At 35.6% G+C, this 16880-nt stretch carries 13 protein-coding genes; 10 read left to right on the plus strand and 3 right to left on the minus strand.

Features of this window, described 5'->3' with window-relative positions:
• Positions 1-38 precede the first annotated feature (38 nt).
• A complete protein-coding gene (gene bafA / locus ACFIK0_RS02040) occupies positions 39-2600 on the plus strand; it encodes a BafA family autotransporter (protein ID WP_375663402.1) in 2562 nt (853 codons plus the stop codon).
• 384 nt (positions 2601-2984) lie between these two features.
• The gene (gene ndk, locus ACFIK0_RS02045; RefSeq protein WP_375660508.1) at positions 2985-3407 is read left to right on the plus strand and encodes a nucleoside-diphosphate kinase; all 423 of its coding nucleotides are present in this window, start codon (positions 2985-2987) and stop codon (positions 3405-3407) included.
• A gap of 311 nt (positions 3408-3718) precedes the next feature.
• On the opposite strand, the gene pgsA is transcribed toward ndk, so the two are convergent.
• The 3 genes from pgsA to ACFIK0_RS02060 form a co-directional block, all read right to left on the minus strand.
• On the minus strand, positions 3719-4300 hold the full coding sequence (gene pgsA, locus ACFIK0_RS02050; RefSeq protein ID WP_273723320.1) for a CDP-diacylglycerol--glycerol-3-phosphate 3-phosphatidyltransferase: 582 nt from the start codon (positions 4298-4300) through the stop codon (positions 3719-3721).
• 72 nt (positions 4301-4372) lie between these two features.
• The gene (uvrC, locus tag ACFIK0_RS02055; RefSeq protein WP_273791127.1) at positions 4373-6352 is read right to left on the minus strand and encodes an excinuclease ABC subunit UvrC; all 1980 of its coding nucleotides are present in this window, start codon (positions 6350-6352) and stop codon (positions 4373-4375) included.
• Positions 6353-6748: 396 nt separating this feature from the next.
• Positions 6749-7612 carry a 23S rRNA (adenine(2030)-N(6))-methyltransferase RlmJ gene (locus ACFIK0_RS02060; protein WP_375631751.1) on the minus strand — a complete coding sequence of 288 codons (864 nt, stop codon included), beginning with the start codon at positions 7610-7612 and terminating at the stop codon, positions 6749-6751.
• A gap of 1643 nt (positions 7613-9255) precedes the next feature.
• On the opposite strand from ACFIK0_RS02060, the gene tatA reads away from it, so the two are divergent.
• The 8 genes from tatA to ACFIK0_RS02100 all read left to right on the plus strand — a co-directional run bounded on the left by tatA (position 9256) and on the right by ACFIK0_RS02100 (position 16252).
• Positions 9256-9558: a twin-arginine translocase TatA/TatE family subunit gene (gene tatA / locus ACFIK0_RS02065; RefSeq protein ID WP_375637381.1), complete on the plus strand. Its 303-nt coding sequence runs from the start codon at positions 9256-9258 to the stop codon at positions 9556-9558.
• A 55-nt stretch (positions 9559-9613) separates the two neighbouring features.
• Positions 9614-10018, plus strand: coding sequence for a Sec-independent protein translocase protein TatB (tatB, locus tag ACFIK0_RS02070; RefSeq protein WP_375631369.1), 405 nt, complete (start codon positions 9614-9616; stop codon positions 10016-10018).
• Positions 10015-10797, plus strand: a complete 783-nt coding sequence (gene tatC, locus ACFIK0_RS02075; RefSeq protein WP_375637380.1) for a twin-arginine translocase subunit TatC — start codon at positions 10015-10017, stop codon at positions 10795-10797. Before tatB ends, tatC begins: the two co-directional genes overlap by 4 nt.
• A 60-nt stretch (positions 10798-10857) precedes the next feature.
• Positions 10858-12135: a serine--tRNA ligase gene (serS, locus tag ACFIK0_RS02080; RefSeq protein WP_375631757.1), complete on the plus strand. Its 1278-nt coding sequence runs from the start codon at positions 10858-10860 to the stop codon at positions 12133-12135.
• 133 nt (positions 12136-12268) lie between these two features.
• Positions 12269-12928, plus strand: coding sequence for a protein-L-isoaspartate(D-aspartate) O-methyltransferase (locus tag ACFIK0_RS02085; protein WP_273791164.1), 660 nt, complete (start codon positions 12269-12271; stop codon positions 12926-12928).
• A gap of 155 nt (positions 12929-13083) precedes the next feature.
• A complete protein-coding gene (locus ACFIK0_RS02090) occupies positions 13084-14265 on the plus strand; it encodes a peptidoglycan DD-metalloendopeptidase family protein (protein ID WP_375631367.1) in 1182 nt (393 codons plus the stop codon).
• 685 nt (positions 14266-14950) lie between these two features.
• Entirely contained in the window at positions 14951-15403 is a 453-nt protein-coding gene (gene yajC, locus ACFIK0_RS02095; protein ID WP_375637377.1) for a preprotein translocase subunit YajC, read from the plus strand.
• Positions 15404-15865: 462 nt separating this feature from the next.
• Positions 15866-16252: an Mth938-like domain-containing protein gene (locus tag ACFIK0_RS02100; protein WP_375643084.1), complete on the plus strand. Its 387-nt coding sequence runs from the start codon at positions 15866-15868 to the stop codon at positions 16250-16252.
• Positions 16253-16880: the final 628 nt, after the last annotated feature.

Raw genomic sequence — 16880 nt, forward strand, 5'->3', positions numbered from 1 at the left:
GGATATTTTTCTAAATAATTGAGAGTGGAGTGTCGATAATGCAGTATAAACATAAGTTGAGTTTTTCAGTATTGATGATCAGTAGTTGTTTTGTACAAGTTGCAAGTGCAGTTGAAAACAGGAATGAAGAGTTAAAAAGATTAGAAAATGTGGAAAGTGGAGGGAAGGTACCAAAAGGTTCAGCACTGATTACAACCCTTTTCAACAATAATGTTAAGATCGAAGGTGGTGGTGTTGAAATTGTTGAAAATGGAAAAACTTCCATGGGATCCACTATTGAAAAAGGAGGGATGCAAATAGTTACACGTGGAGGAAATGCAATAGATGCTAAAATCCTTGGAGGTCAGCAGTTTGTTCATGAAGAGAAAAATATTGATCTTACAAGCGTGGTGAGAAAAAGCAGTGCTTCTAATACCACAGTTTCTGGCGGCGGTGGAGCAGTGGGACAGCAGAATGTATATGATGAAGCGTGGGTGTGGTATACGAAAGTGGGAGATAACGGAGAACAAAATCTTTATGCAGGAGAAAGAAAAGAGGGGGGAAAATCAATGTATGCTCAGGTCTCTGGGAATGGGAGGCAGCACGTTTTAGCGTTAGGAGAATCTTATGATACTAATTTGAAAGATCATGCTATTCAAGTTGTATATCCTGAAGGGTTTGTGGATGGTCTGACTGTTAACAGCTTTGCTAAGTCGTGGTTCCATGTTGGTATAAAAGATGTCGTTGGAGAAGTAAGGATCAATGATCACGGAGAACTTTATTTATTCGCTGGTGATAGGACAAATCATACGACTAAGAAAAAAATTCCTATACAGGACAGATCTGAAGAAACAATATTTGAGGTTGGTGAACGGAATATAGGAGAAAAACCTCAGATTGAAATTGAAGATTTAGGGGGGCAGAATGGGACTGTTATTTTTACTTCTATACCGTATGATCCACGACATATTTCACTTCATGTTGAGAAACTTTCAGGAAGTTTGCATTTTCGATTCAATATTAGTGCTACGGGGGATGCAAGTGATTACTTGTCGATTGATGAAGGTTCAGGTAATCACAAAATAAGCGTTGCAGATTCTGGTCGTGAAATTACAGGTCCTATCTCTCAGAAAAATGGTTGGACCACAGAGATTAATTTAGTTACTAATAAATTTGGAGGCGCTAATTTTACTCTGGAAGATCTTTCGGGTAAGGACATTACAGCTGTTGATGGTGGAGCTTATCAGTATGTTTTACGAAAGAGAGAAAGATGTGCTGATTCTAGTGGTTATTCTACAATTTGGTATTTAAGTTCTGCCTCTGAAAGTACGACACGTTCGAATACTGAAACACAGTGTGTAAACAAGAAAACGAAGATTCCTCTTGCATTGTTTGATCAAAGTGCTTCTTCTAGAGGAAAAAATACCGGTTCTCGTAAACCTACTAAAAAACAACCAGCTAAACCACGGCCTCCACGTCATTTAAGAGAAGTGCAGAATGTCTCTAGTGTTTCTGTATCTCCCTCTCAAGAAAATCAGAATCGTCTGGTGTTTCCTCTAGTCAGTTCTCATCCTCTTTCTGCTGAAGAGCAACAAACTGCTGTTTCAGAATCTTCTCACTCTTTAGCCGATCAGATGATTGTGCGTCCAGTTCATAAAGAACAGCCTTCTCCACAATTGAGTGAGACGCTTTCAGTTTCTCACTTTTTGACCACGCCCTCTACAGATGCGGTATTGTCTATGTCTGTAGCTCCAGCGATGGTGTTTCACAACGAAATGCAAACAGTGCGTGCGGGAAGAGGAATTCTAGATAAAAGTAAAAAGAATGCAGCTTTATGGACCTATGCGATTAAATCTAAAGAGAGTATTGCGACAGAGCATATAGATTTTAAGTTAGATCAGATAGGTATTGTTTTAGGGATCAATGGTTTAAGCGAGTGGGAAAATGGAGAATTTTATATAGGTGGTTTTGGCAGTTATGATCGTGTCCGTGTTGCGCATGCACGGGGGGGTATCAGTGGTATCAATACTTATGGTATTGGCGCTTATGTCACTTATTTGGATCATAGTGGATGGTATCTCGATGGTATTTTAAAATACAATCATTATCAAAATACTCTAAAGGCAGTTTCAACGAATGGTTTAGGGATTGAAGGAAGTTATAGGCAATGGGCGGTGGGCACCTCCTTTGAAGCAGGTTATCGACTTCAGACGTCAAAGAACAGTTGGTTGCAGCCTTATGGACAATTTACATGGTTGCAAGTTGAGGGTAAAGAAATCAAGTTATCGAATGACATGACAGGTGACATGCGTCCATTCACTTCATTACGCAGTGAGGTTGGCTTATCTTTAGGATATGAATTTGGTTCTCACATGGATTCCTCATCGCTTGCGTATATTACAGCAGCATGGTTACGTGAGAATAAAGATGACAATCAAACGTTAATTAATCAACGGCATTCATTTACCACGGACTTATCAGGGAATGCAGGTAAATTAGGAATAGGTTTAAGCAGTTTAGTGAGTGAGAAGTTAAAGTTATATGGTGAGGCCCATTATATTAAAGGGCGTAAAACAAAACAGTCCTTTCAGGGAATTATAGGTGTACGCTATAGTTTCTAAATATATGGTTATTTTTAATTGATCTCAATGTGTGTAGAAGGATTTTCAAACCAAGTGTCTAGGTTCGTCCTCTTTAAAGAAGAAGGCTTTCAAAAAGATATATTTTTTGCATGTGAGTTTTTTCTTATGACTTTTTATTGCTTAAATGATAATTTTGATGGGAAGCATTTAAGATTATGAAAGAAGGTTCAATATTTATTGAGAGTCGGTAGCGCATCTTTATGATGGGATGAGCGATTGCAGGTATTTTTATTAAAGTTTTCTTTATAATTCATTCTATATTTTGAGAATTTGTGTAGATTTTTGCAGAGTCACTTGGCAAAGGGCTCCTTGCTCGCTATAGAAACAGTCAGAGAATGTTATAAATGAAATAAAGGTGAGTAAATGGCTTTAGAGCGTACTTTTTCGATGATTAAACCAGATGCAACCCGTCGTAATTTGACTGGCGCAATTACTAAAATGCTTGAGGATGCGGAGCTACGTGTTATTGCGTCTAAACGTGTTTGGATGAGCAAACCTGAGGCTGAAAAATTTTATGCTATTCATAAAGAACGCCCTTTTTTTAGTGAATTGGTTGAATTCATGTCTTCTGGTCCAACCGTTGTACAAGTTTTGGAAGGCGAAAATGCAATAGCTAAAAACCGTGAAGTAATGGGGGCTACGAATCCTAGTGATGCAGAAGAAGGGACAATTCGTAAGGTTCATGCTTTATCGATTGGCGAAAATTCTGTCCATGGATCCGATAGTGCTGAAACGGCAAAAACAGAAATCGCCTTTTGGTTTTCTGAGATAGAAATTGTTGGTTAATAAAGCGTATATAAAAAGCAAAAATCCGAAACACTATATTTCGGTTTTTTGCTTATAAGATTATAGACTTTTTTGAAAGCATATGGAGCATTAATTGTTTTTTAGCTTTTAATATTACAGCTGCTTTTACGAAAATATAAAGCCTATTTACTCTTTTTTGAAGAGCTTTTATCTATATACCACCCTTACTTGTAATGTGCAAAAAAGTGCTTGATTGATTTATCATTAATAAAAATAAATCAATCTTATGCTATTCTTATCTCTTATTTAAGTACAAAAAGATAAATTATCATTATAAATCTCCATACTCTTCATAGGATAACGTGTTTTAAACCTGCACGAAAATAATCCCACCCTGTCCACAATGTAAGGAGGGCAGAAATCCACAGCATAGTAATGCCAAACTCTACTGTGTAAGGGAAAATTTTATTACCGGCTGGTCCAGCTAAAAGAAATACAATAGCGATCATTTGTACAAAAGTTTTCCATTTTGCAAGACGAGAGACAGGAACACTAACTTTTAACTCAGCCAAATATTCACGTAATCCTGATACAAGAATTTCTCTGCAAAGAATGATAATAGCTGCCCATAGTGTCCACCCAGCGATGGTACTGTCTGCGGCAAGCAAGAGCAAACAAGCAGAGACGAGAAGTTTATCGGCAATTGGATCTAACATGCGACCAATATTGGATGTTTGTTCCCAAATACGAGCAAGGTAACCGTCAAGAAAGTCAGTAATGGATGCAACGATAAAAATGGAAACAGCAATCCAGCGAGTGATATCACTTGATTGTAGCCGCCCTTCTAAAAAAAAGCATGCAACAACCATTGGGACTGCAACAATTCGTGCATAAGTTAAAATATTTGGAAAAGAAAAAGTATGATTTTTCATGGAGCCATTTTTAATTCTTGTGAAAGAGAATATATTTCCTTAACGTAACAAGTCGAAGGTTATGAAACAAGCCTATTTTTCATGAAAATGGTTATGAATTTTTTGTGCAATTGTCATAGAGATTCCCGTAACTTTTTTTAAATCTTCAAATGAGGCACTAGCAACAGCTTTGGCACTTCCAAAATGATGAAGCAATGCACGCTTTCTTGTCGGACCAATATTTTCGATTTCATCAAGTGGGTTTTTGAATGTTGCTTTTTTTCGTTTTATCCTATGAGTTCCAATCGCAAAACGGTGTGCTTCATCACGCAGACGTTGCAAAAAATAGAGGATAGGATCACGTGGAGGAAGTGTAAAGGGGGGGATACCTTTTATAAAAAATCGTTCACGTCCCGCATGACGGTCAACACCTTTGGCGATTCCAACAACTGTGAAGAGATCATTTAATTGTAATTCAGCAAGTATTGCATGTACGCTGTTGATTTGTCCTTCACCACCATCGATTAAGATAAGGTCAGGCCAAATGGGAAAAAGATCATCATCTTTTATGTCATGACTTCTATTTGGCAGATCATACTCTTTGATAAGGCGTGAAAATCTTCGTTTAATCACTTCTTTCATCATGCCAAAATCATCGCCAGGCGTGATATCTGTTGAGCGAATGTTGAATTTTCGATATTGATTTTTAATAAATCCCATTTGACCAGCAACAATCATAGCCCCTACAGCATTTGTTCCCATGATATGAGAATTATCATAGACTTCTATCCGGCGTGGAGGAACAGGTAGTTGGAATGTTTTAGCAAGACCTTGAAGCAATTTTGTATGGGTGGCTGTTTCAGAAAGCTTATGTTCAAGTGCTTCATGAGCATTGAGATAGGCACGATTAACAAGAGTTTTTCGTTCACCTTGTTTAGGTAAAGAGAGGGACACTTTGTGATTTGCTTTGAGACTAAATGCCTCTGTAAGAAGTGTCTTTTCTTCAATTTCTTCAGATAAAAGGATGCTTTTAGGAAGTGGTTTATCATCGTAAAATTGGGCAAGAAAACTCGCTAAAATTTCAGTGCGGGAAAAAGAGGGATCTGCTTTAGGAAAATAGGCACGGTTTCCCCAATTTTGCCCCATGCGAAAAAAGAACACTTGAATACAGGTCATTCCTTCTTTTTGCGCAATTGCAAATACATCCGCTTCTTTTATCGTTTGAGGATTAATACCTTGATGGCTTTGTATGTGAGAAAGGGCTGATAAGCGGTCACGATAGGAAGCTGCTTGTTCAAAATCAAGATTTTCTGCGGCTTTATGCATAGCTTGAACCATATCGCTTTTAATAGATTGATCTTTTCCCGAAAGGAACGCTTTTGCTCCTTTCACCAGTTCTTTATAATCACTGTCACTAATTTCATGAGTACAAGGTGCAGAACATCGCTTAATTTGATAAAGCAAGCAGGGGCGTGTACGGTTTTCAAAAACTGAATCAGTACAGGTTCGTAATAAAAAGACGCGTTGTAAAACATGAACTGTTTGTGTCACTGCACCAGCAGAAGCAAAAGGACCAAAATAGTGAGCTTTTCGTATTCGAGCACCACGATGTTTGTAAAGTGCAGGCACTCGATGATCATCTGTAATCATAATATAAGGAAAACTTTTATCATCACGTAGGAGTACATTAAAATGTGGATGCAATCTTTTGATGAGATTGGCTTCTAAAAGGAGTGCTTCTGTTTCTGTATGGGTGACGATAAATTCCATATGATATGTTGCACGAATCATGCGGGTAATACGATTATTGTGTCCTTGTTCACGTGTATAGTTTGAAACACGTTTTTTGAGATTACGGGCTTTTCCAACATAGAGAATATCACCATTTTCACCAATCATCCGGTAAACCCCTGGCTTATGCGGAAGGTGTCTAACAAACTCTTGTATGAACTTGATACCTTGGAATTGATTTTTCTCATTGCTTTGATTAGCATTATGCCATGTAATATTAGAGAGAAAAGAAAGTTTTTCCCGTTCATTTTGCGGACAATTTGTATTACTTTTCAGGACCATTCCGTTTATTACAAATATGTTGTTTGTTTAATATATGAAATATTCTTTTTTATTAAATAATGATTATTTATGTCTTTATAATTTTTTTCTATAAATAATATCTTATAGCATAAGAGTATGATTTTAGAGAGCCGATCTTTCATAAAAAATATGAGAGTTGTTATTCTAAGACAGCTTTATGAATTTGCCTAATTTATCCATTAAAATGATTGAATAGGAAATCCATGATGATTAAGAGGATAGACTTTCTAAAAGAAAAAAATTAATTCACGCTGATCGTTATTAGCTTACCATTATAATATGTTGGTATTATCCAAAGAATCAAAGAACTTTATCATTTAATGCCTTTGTATTTTACAACATGATATTTGATTTAGAAAAAATATAGAGAAAAGTCTAACATAATAGATGTTCTTTTTGAAGCCACTTATGCGTTATTTGGGCATTTTCATCTTGTCCCAGACGGTTGATAAGAAAGGGGCTGAGTTTTTTCATTTCTTCTTCCAAAAGGTAGGGAGGGTTAATAATAATCATACCACTTCCATTCATTGTCGGTGGACTTGAACTTTTTCGGATACGCATTTCAAGCTGTAGAATCTTAGGAATTCCGGTTTGATAAAGCGCGTGAAGAAAACTTTCAATTTCTTTGTCATATTTAACAGGATACCATAAAGCGTAGATTCCTCCAGAAAAGCGACGATAGGCTTTCGTTAATCCATCAATAAGGCGGGAAAACTCTCCAGTTTTTTCAAAGGGAGGGTCAACAAGGATAAACCCACGTTTTTCTTTTGGTGGTACATGAGCATTTAAGGAAAGCCAACCATCTAAATGCAGAACTTTTGTCTGATAATCTCCTGCAAAGTTTTTTGCTAAAATATGATAATCTTCATTGTGCAATTCTATTGCAGTGAGGCGATCTTGTTTCCGTAATAATTGACGAATAAGAACAGGAGATCCAGGATAAAATACAATTTCTTTTTCCCCTTTATTGAGGGCATCAATGATATCACACCATGGACAAAGGAGTGTTCTTAAATCTTCTGGGATAGGAGTTGAAAAAAGTCGTTGGACACCTTCGCGCCACTCTCCTGTTTTATGTGCTTCTAAAGAAGAAAGGTCATAAATACCGATTCCAGCATGCGTATCTATAACGCGAAAAGCTTTTTCTTTGCGTTTGAGATATTCTACAATGCGAGTGACAATAATGTGTTTAAAAACATCAGCAAAATTGCCAGCATGATAAATATGCCGATAATTCATGGAGTAAACTCTATCATATGTATAACTGTACCGGATTATTAGCATAGAATAATAGAATTGATATCCATAAAAATATTCTTATAGAAATCAAACAATACCCTCACTCCCACATTATACACTACAGAAAAAATATTAATGTCATCGGAGCATTTATTCACAAGGCTATTTTTATATTATGAGATTAATCGTTAAAATTTTAAATTTTTTATATGAAAGATAGACAAGAAGAGATCAAACATTTCAATAGAGATATTTATGTTGTAAGAGATTTTTCTTTATGATCGCGGACTCTTCCAGGAAGACTATAAAAAACACTCAATTAACGAGAATATTAGTGAAGTTTGTTGAAAAATTGAAGGGTATCTTTCAAATTCATTCATAAATTTTCTTGTTTAAAGATTAAAGAATTTCAAATGCTTGATAAAAACATTGTTACATTTATAAGTTTTTTTAGCGAGCGTAAAATTATGGATAGAGCAATAAAGTGCTGGTGTTATAGTGATAGATTTTTGTAAAAGTGTGAATGAATCTCATTGCTTTAAGCAGAGCCAAAGCTTTACATTATACACGCTAAATAGCTAGGTTATTGTGTATGATGCTAAAATAAAACTTTTAAAAATTGATATGTGCTCTGCAAGCTATCTCAATCAAAATGAGGAATTTTAAACTAAAGTAAATAGGTTTATCTATCTCTAACACTGTATTATCGAGCGGCTTTATGAGGTAATCTTATAAAAAAGGCTAGGATAAGAAATTCTTTTTATATGGATTATGCTTCGATACCATGCCTTTGATTGAATGTAATTTTCTATTCCTGCCCATTCTGTTTTCAATACTGAGATAGGTTAAACACATGATATTATGAGAACGCATGCCCAGAATCCGGAGACGTGTAATAGTTAGAGCATACAGTGGCTTAGAGAGCTGGTTATATGGAGGTATTTTCTGAATAAAGGCGCAAGCTGGTACCTTTTTTATTTTTTAGCAGTATTGCCATACCTCTTGGCACTTGAGTTAGTTCATAAAGTGCATTTTTACTCTTTCCGCTAATAGTTTTTATTTACACGCCAGATATTTAACTGAACGCGATGATGGCTCATATTTCGTATTGTACATAGAATAATGAATGATAAAATTCCTACCCCAACGCAAAGAATAAATGTTGTGCGTAAGATGATAGTTTTTGAAGAGACTGATGATGTGTTAAGAAAGTTTTTTAGAGATTTTTCTTTCTGAATTTTTTAATTGAATACGTAAAGTATTTTACAACATGTTATGATCTTTATCAGTAAAGGATAATTTGACGGAAATGTTTGTAATGATACGTAAAACATTGTGTAAAAGGAGAGACATTAGTTATAGTATTTACAGGAAGATGAGTAACCTAGGAGATCAGATGAAGTTATTTTAGAAAAGTTTTTAAGTGTTTTGAATTTTGTATGAGGCGGTTTATCATTGTTGAATAGTTTGTGTTATAGTACGCTAAAAAGGGATGAGAGGATAAAAAGTTCTTTTGCAATAAAAGCGTGTAATTGTTTTTAAGTTAAGAAGAAAATATACAAGTAAGATATTATTTTGATACATTCTTCAGAGGAAGCATGAATAAATGAAATCAAATTTAAAAGCATAAGTTAGAGAGAGTAATGGGTAATATTTTTTCACCAACGCATTTAATTATAATTTTATTGATTATCTTTGTGCTTTTCGGTCGCGGTAAAATTTCTGAATTAATGGGCGATGTTGCTAAGGGAATTAAAGCCTTCAAAAAAAATATGAAGGAAGAAGATGACAGCATTGAGGATAAAGTTGAAATGGCTCCTACTTCCCAAATAATTGATGTAGAATCTCAACAATCTCAGCCGTTATCGGTAAAACATGCAACAGCGCGCAGAAAGGTTTCTTCTGCTTCTAAAAAACGCAAAACATCTGTTGCTAAAAAACAGTAACAAAAACGCAATCATCATTGTGCATTATTTTTTGATGAGAAAGTCGAATTAAGAGATGTTTGGGATTGATGGACCAGAGTTTATCGTAATCTTACTTGTTCTCATCATTGTCGTTGGACCGAAAGATTTACCTAAAATATTAAAAACAGTAGCAAAGGTAAGAGCTCGTATGTGTTCAACAGCAAATGAATTGCGTCATCAGTTTGATGATGCAATAAGACAAATCGAGCTCGATGCTTTGCAAAAAACATGTTCGAATATTAGCGATTCAAGTAAGAAGTTGACAGAGACTTTTGATCCCATTCAAAATACATTAGAAGATATCCACGATAATTTGGATGTTAAGGCAACACACCATAAATCAAAAAAAGATAAAGAAATTTTGGAATGCGATCAAAACGTAACCAATAAAGATACGACAGTATCTATTGCTTCTAAAGATAAAGAAGATATGTCATGAATGTTAAGAAAGATGAAGTTGATGCCCATATGGCACCACTTTTAGAACATTTAATTGAACTTCGTCAGCGAATTATTGCTGCCTTGGTTGCATTTATGATCGCTTTTATGATGTGTTTTCTTGTTAAAGATTATATCTTAATTTTTTTACTATGGCCATATCAGTGGGCAATGAAAATAGCAGGGGGTAATCCTGAGGGTATTCGTTTGCAATCAACGCAAGTATGGGAAACTTTTTTAACGAAGATGAAGCTTTCTGCTTTTGGGGGAATTATTTTATCTTTTCCCTATACGGCTTTTCAGTTTTATAGTTTTATTGCACCAGGGCTTTATAAAAATGAGCGGATGGCTTTTTTACCATTTCTCATTGGGGGGCCTATTTTATTTTGTATTGGGGGAGCGTTTGTTTATGGTCTATTAGCGCCAATAATACTATGGTTTAGCCTTTCTCAACAATTTCTTCCAGATGTTCATTTAAAAATAGAGTTTATAGTGCGTATTTCTGATTATTTGGGCTTTATGACATCATTTATCCTAATTTTTGGTTTGATTTTTCAATTACCTCTTGTCATCAGTCTTTTAACAAAAATTGGATTTTTAACGTCTTATGATTTGGCGTCTAAACGAAAATGGGCTATTTTGCTCTCTTTTATTATTGCGGCAATCATAACGCCGTCGGATTTTTTTACGATGTTTGCAGTGGCTTTACCAACGATAGCACTTTACGAGATTTCAATTTTAATTGCTTATAGTATAGAAAAGAGAAGAAAATCCGCTTAAGAAAAGTGTATAATCTTATGCGATAAGGAATGAATAAAACAATATAAATGAGGAATTTTTATGCTTGATATTAAGTGGATTCGTGACAATCCTGAGAAATTAGATAAAGCACTCGTAAGTAGAGGTCTTGAGCCACAAGCTGAAAGGTTAATACAACTTGATCTTGCACGTCGGTCGCATATTGCTAAGGTGCAATTGGCGCAGGAACGTCGCAATGCTGTTTCAAAGGAAATAGGACAGGCTTTAGCGGTATCGGATCAGCAAATGGCTGAACGTCTTAGAGCTGAAGTTGAAGAGATTAAAGCTTTTCTTTCCTCTGCAACAGTGGAAGAAAAACAGCTGACGGAGAGTCTTGAGAAAATTCTTTCAGCACTTCCAAATATTCCATTAGATGATGTTCCAGAAGGTAAAGATGAAAGTGATAATGTCGTCATTCGACATTTTGGTACACCTCCAACATTTAATTTTACACCAAAGGAACATTTTGATCTTGGTCAAGATCTCAAGCAGATGAATTTTGAACGAGCTAGTCGTTTGTCTGGAACACGTTTTACAGTACTTTCAGGGGCATTAGCACGGCTAGAACGAGCATTAGGCCAGTTTATGCTTGATGTGCATGTCAATGAGAATGGTTACACAGAAGTCTCAATACCTCTTCTTGTTCGTGATGAAATTGTTTACGGAGCAGCACAATTACCGAAATTTGCTGAAGACCTTTTTCGTACAACAGATGGTCGATGGCTTATTTCCACAGCAGAAGTGCCATTAACCAATTTGGTCAACGATGAAATTCTTGAAATATCAGATTTACCACTGCGATTTTCTTCTTTATCTCCCTGTTTTCGTTCAGAGGCGGGAGCAGCCGGTCGTGATACGCGCGGTATGTTGCGTCAGCATCAATTTTGGAAAGTTGAAATGGTCTCGATTACCAGTGAAGAGCAGTCTTTAATTGAATTAGAACGTATGACGGAATGTGCAGAAGATATATTAAAACGGCTTGGTTTGCCTTTTCGCACAGTGGTTCTTTCTACGGGTGATATGGGGTTTGCAGCGCGTAAAACCTATGACATCGAGGTTTGGCTTCCTGGTCAAGAATGTTATCGTGAAATTTCTAGCTGTTCAGTTTGTGGAGATTTTCAAGGTCGCCGTATGAATGCGCGCTATCGTAAAGAAGGCGATAAAAAATTGCATTTTGTTCATAGCCTTAATGGTTCTGGTACGGCTGTTGGACGTTGTCTTATTGCCGTACTTGAAAATTATCAACAGGCTGATGGATCAATTATTATTCCAGATGTTTTACAACCTTATATGGGAGGCATGCGCTGTATTACTGCTTAATTTTACGAAAGGAGAGACAATATGCGTTTATTGCCAAGAGGTGATGATACACAGACGCAAGTTTTTGCCATTTTAAAAGAAGCAGTTTGTCAGTATGATAAAAGTGTACCTCCATTGGAGATTGAATGATACTATGGGGCAAAAGGGTATTTTACAATTTCGTGAGGAGTTAGCCGCTCTTGTACTGAAAATGCGTAGCAAAGGCATTGATGACGTGCGATTTTTTTCGGCATTAGAGAAAATTCCGCGTCAACAGTTTGTTGCTGCTCCTTGGTTCAATAGTGCTTATGATAATAAAGTTATTCCCCTTGAGTGTGGTGAATATATGGAACGTTTGGAAGAACAACTCTTAATTCTTTCGGCATTATCGTTGAAAAAAAGGCATCGTGTCTTAGAAATTGGTACAGGATCTGGTTTTTGTACTGCTCTTATGGCATGTCTGAGTGACCGCGTGACAACGATTGATCGTTATAAAACGCTTGTTGATTTAGCACGCCAAAAATTTCAAACTTTAGGAATTGAAAATATTGTTATAAGGCAGATTGATGGAAGTCATAGTGTGACAGGCTTAGGATCATTTGATCGCATTCTTATTTGGCCATCACGTTTTGATGAACCAAAGGAATTTTTAGAACTTTTAGCTGAAAATGGAATTCTCATTCAGGCGATAGGACCTGACGAAGGGGTACAAACGGTGACGCGCTATACAAAAATTGGTAGTCGATTTGAGTGTTTAGAACTATTCCAAGTGCGTTACCAACCTTTTATTAAAGGCATTGCGGAGATACTTTAATTTTTAAAAGCTAAGAAGTTTCTGCAAATTGTCTACGTTAAATTCATTTTGATCTTATATAAAGATATTTATGAATAAAACATCTCATTTTAACTCTTCGGTAATTTAAAAAAGCTTTAATGGAGTGAGTTGATTATTGATGAGTGAGCAAAACGATGTATCTAAAAGCTTTGGATAATATTTTCCAGCATAATTTTCAGAGAATAACTTTGTTAGCGGTGGTAACTATTGTTGCTGGTTGTAGTTCTGGTACACAGCGTTTTTCCAATACGTTCTCTCATCGTACGGTATCATCTCAATCAAATATATCAAGCACTATGTATACAGACCCGCGAATGCTATCATACGGTAGTGGTATGATACAAAGCACTGAATTGCCACCTGTGGAATCAGGTGATGATTCGTGGGGAGATGACAATTCTCCCTATAATTTTCCACATCAAGATAGGATAACTTCTTCTGATGGTCGCGTTATGGGCTCCCCTCCACGTAATCTTGGAACACTTTCTCGTTCACAAATGGATAAATCTCCTATTTTTCGGCGGAATTCTTATATTGTCCAAAGTGGAGATACACTGCTCAGTATTGCACGACAAGTAGGGGTTAGTGTTGAGGCATTAAAATTAGCAAATGGTATAAACAGCAATTCCATTTATATCGGTCAGGTACTGGTTGTTCCAAGCAGGCGTACATTATCAGCTTCAAATGCACACAATAATAACGATTGGGCAGTGTCAACTACAGAATCTACATCCCAATCTCAAGTGATGTCCTCTATAAAAAACAAGAAGTCCTCTCCTATATATAAAGCTCCTGTAACAACGCCACCCTCTGCAAAGATGAACAAATCAAGTTCTGAGAAAAATTTTTCTAAACAGATGACGCAATTGAAACATGAGACTGGTTTGTCAAGTACTGTTACGAATACAGATAATATGACGACTCCGCAAGCCACAGGAATTTCTAAGATGCGTTGGCCAGTACGAGGGCGTTTATTAAGCCAGTTCGGTCAAAAAAAGGGAACAGTAATGAATCGAGGAATAGATATTGCAGTGCCTGAAGGGTCTTCGGTAAAGGCGGCAGAAAATGGTGTGGTTATTTACGCGGGAGATGGATTAAAAGAGCTTGGTAATGTTGTGATGATTCGACATGAAAATGATATTATCACTATTTATGGATGTAATAGTAAGCTTGTTGTTAACAAAGGACAAAGGATAAGGCGCGGTGATGAGATTGCTAAATCTGGTGTTTCAGGAAATGTTAAAACGCCACGTGTCTATTTTGAGATGCGTAAGAATTCATTACCTGTTGATCCCCTTAAATATTTAGAAAACTAATTTATTGATGATTTTTACATTTGAATAGTCTTACAGTTTATAGAAAATTCATGAAAAACAATTGATTTTCTTAAATCAATAACATAGCAGCAAAAAATCATTGGTTTCAGGAGAGTAGTTCGTGGGGGGCGTTAGATATTACCATCTTTGTATTTATGAAAGTGTAAGAAATAGTATCATACTATTTGTCAGCTTTGAGTGTTCCAATTGCTCTTGCATTTGAGAGAAGCATGAAAAAAAATATTTCACGCCTTTCTTAAAAAGTTTTTATCTACAGGCTCATTTCATATGTGTGACGTGCAAGAAAATCGTTTTGATTAATTCAGAAGGTTTGAAATAAGAGCGTTTTATTGTATTTAGATCTGTCGTTCGATATCAAAAACGATAAATTATCTATATAAATTAAAGTTTGTTCATTAGAAAAATTATCTTGTATAATTTATTGAGTTAGTGAAAAGATTTATATTGTAGGATATACAATAGGGGAAAGTGAATCTATTTTTTAAGATTTTTCTCATTGTATTTTGGTATTCTGCCTCTTAAGGATTTATTGTATTTTTGTAAAGCTGTGATTAGATTATGTAGTTATTGCTTTTTATGATAAATTCTTTAGGAATTTTTTCTGTATCGGAATTTCATTTTAATAGAGTGGGAAATACCTGAGGTTTAACTATAGGAGATAAAAATGTTTATGACGAACGCTTATGCTCAAGTTGCAGGCGATGTTTCCGGTGGAATTTCATTTGCTAACGCTGTCCCATTCATTTTAATTTTTGCAATTATGTATTTTTTTATGATTCGTCCACAGCGTGCCCAAATGAAAAAACGCCAAGAAATGCTTAATGCAGTACGTCGTGGTGATACAGTTATAACGGGTGGTGGTATTATCGGCAAGGTTACGAAGGTTCACGACGAGAGTGGTGAATTAGAGGTTGAAATTGGTGAGAGTATAAATATTCGTGTTATTCGCTCAACATTAGCTGATGTGCGCGTTAAAGGTGAGCCGATTGCAGAAAAAAAATCAAAACTTAATGCTAAAGCAAAAACACCACAAAAGTCTAAATCTAAAACGACAACAAAAGAAGATATGAGTATCTCTGAAGAGAAAAAAGCTATATCAAAGGAAAATGCATCTTAAGGTGTAATGGCAGTTTATTACATTTTTTAAGCATTTTTGTAAAAAGCTTGGCAAGATCAAGACAATTTCATTGGAAAAGGGGCTTTTATAGTGGCTACAGAAAATGGAGTTTTTGTTTTCTTTAGATTATTAAAATAGTTGCTTTATTTATAGAATATTACGCAATTTTTTTCTGTTTTTTAAATAAGATCATTGTTTTTATAAAAAGAAATTTGTGAGTAAATAAGCTGAGGAAACTTTTTAAAAGATAGATTTATTGAAGCAGGTATAGCAATTTATCGCGATTTATTACCAAATTTTCCTATATTTGTTGTATGAGAAGATTAGGGTATTATATAAAAATTTTCACTTCAGTACTAGGTTATGGTTAACATATCAATGTTTATATCAGCCTTACTTTAATTTTTATGGTGAGAAGTAGCAAAGACAATTGGATTATTCAAAAATAAAAGGTGCTTATTCATGTTCGATGCAATTCAAATTCGTGAAGCACATTTTCCAAGTCGCGCACCTATTGATGCTTATGGAAATGGTGGGTTTCGTTTTGCTGATATGTCTCATAGAGGTTCTATTATTTGTGTACCATCAGGTATTTATGGCATTGACATGGCAGGGCCTATTCCCACTCAAGGGGATATATCTCGTATTTTAGAAGAAGCTTCTGAAATCGAAGTTTTATTAATAGGTACTGGAATTGAATTATTACGATTACCTGAAGAGTTACGGGTGCTTTTAGGGGAAAAACGTATTTCATCAGATACAATGAGTACGGGAGCGGCGGTGCGTACATTTAATGTTTTATTGGCTGAAGATCGCGCTGTTGCGGCGTTATTATTTGCGGTAGAATAGAGTATTTAATAAAACAAATGCTCTCGTCTAGATGAAAGACTTGTGCGATTATTTTTCTGCGCCGTAAAGTACCGTCGTTTAAGGCGGTGATATAAGGGTATAGAATATACATAACTTAACATATTAAAGTGTTTTTAAATACAAAAGTGTTTTTAAATACAGCGGCAAGTATTTAGGACAAAGCTTGCTCGTCGTTCCTAATGAATCACATGAGTGATCAACTCTTGGCACTTGAGACAGTTCATAAGAGGCATTTTTAGTTCTTTCTCATACAGTTGTTACCTACAAGCCAGTTACGCTTGGGACGTGCAAGGGAATGGTTTTTATTAATTTAACCTGGAATTGGTTTGAAATGAAAGCATATCTACGATATTTGGGATTCTAATTTAACATACAAAACAACAAATTATGATTATAAATAAATGTATTGATAGTAACAGAAACTCACCGAGAGCAATTAGACTTTTTACAAATTGGTATTGGTAAGAACCTTTGTCTTTTAGGATGGGGAGGAGGTCAATGAGTTGATGAAGTTTTTGTGATCAGTGCATTTTTTATAAAATAACATTGTCATCTATCCACTGAAAAAGTGTTTTTCGTTGTTTGTTGTTCAAGTTTTACTATGCAT

The sequence above is a fragment of the Bartonella sp. CL63NXGY genome, assembly GCF_042194905.1.
Taxonomy (GTDB): Bacteria; Pseudomonadota; Alphaproteobacteria; order Rhizobiales; family Rhizobiaceae; genus Bartonella.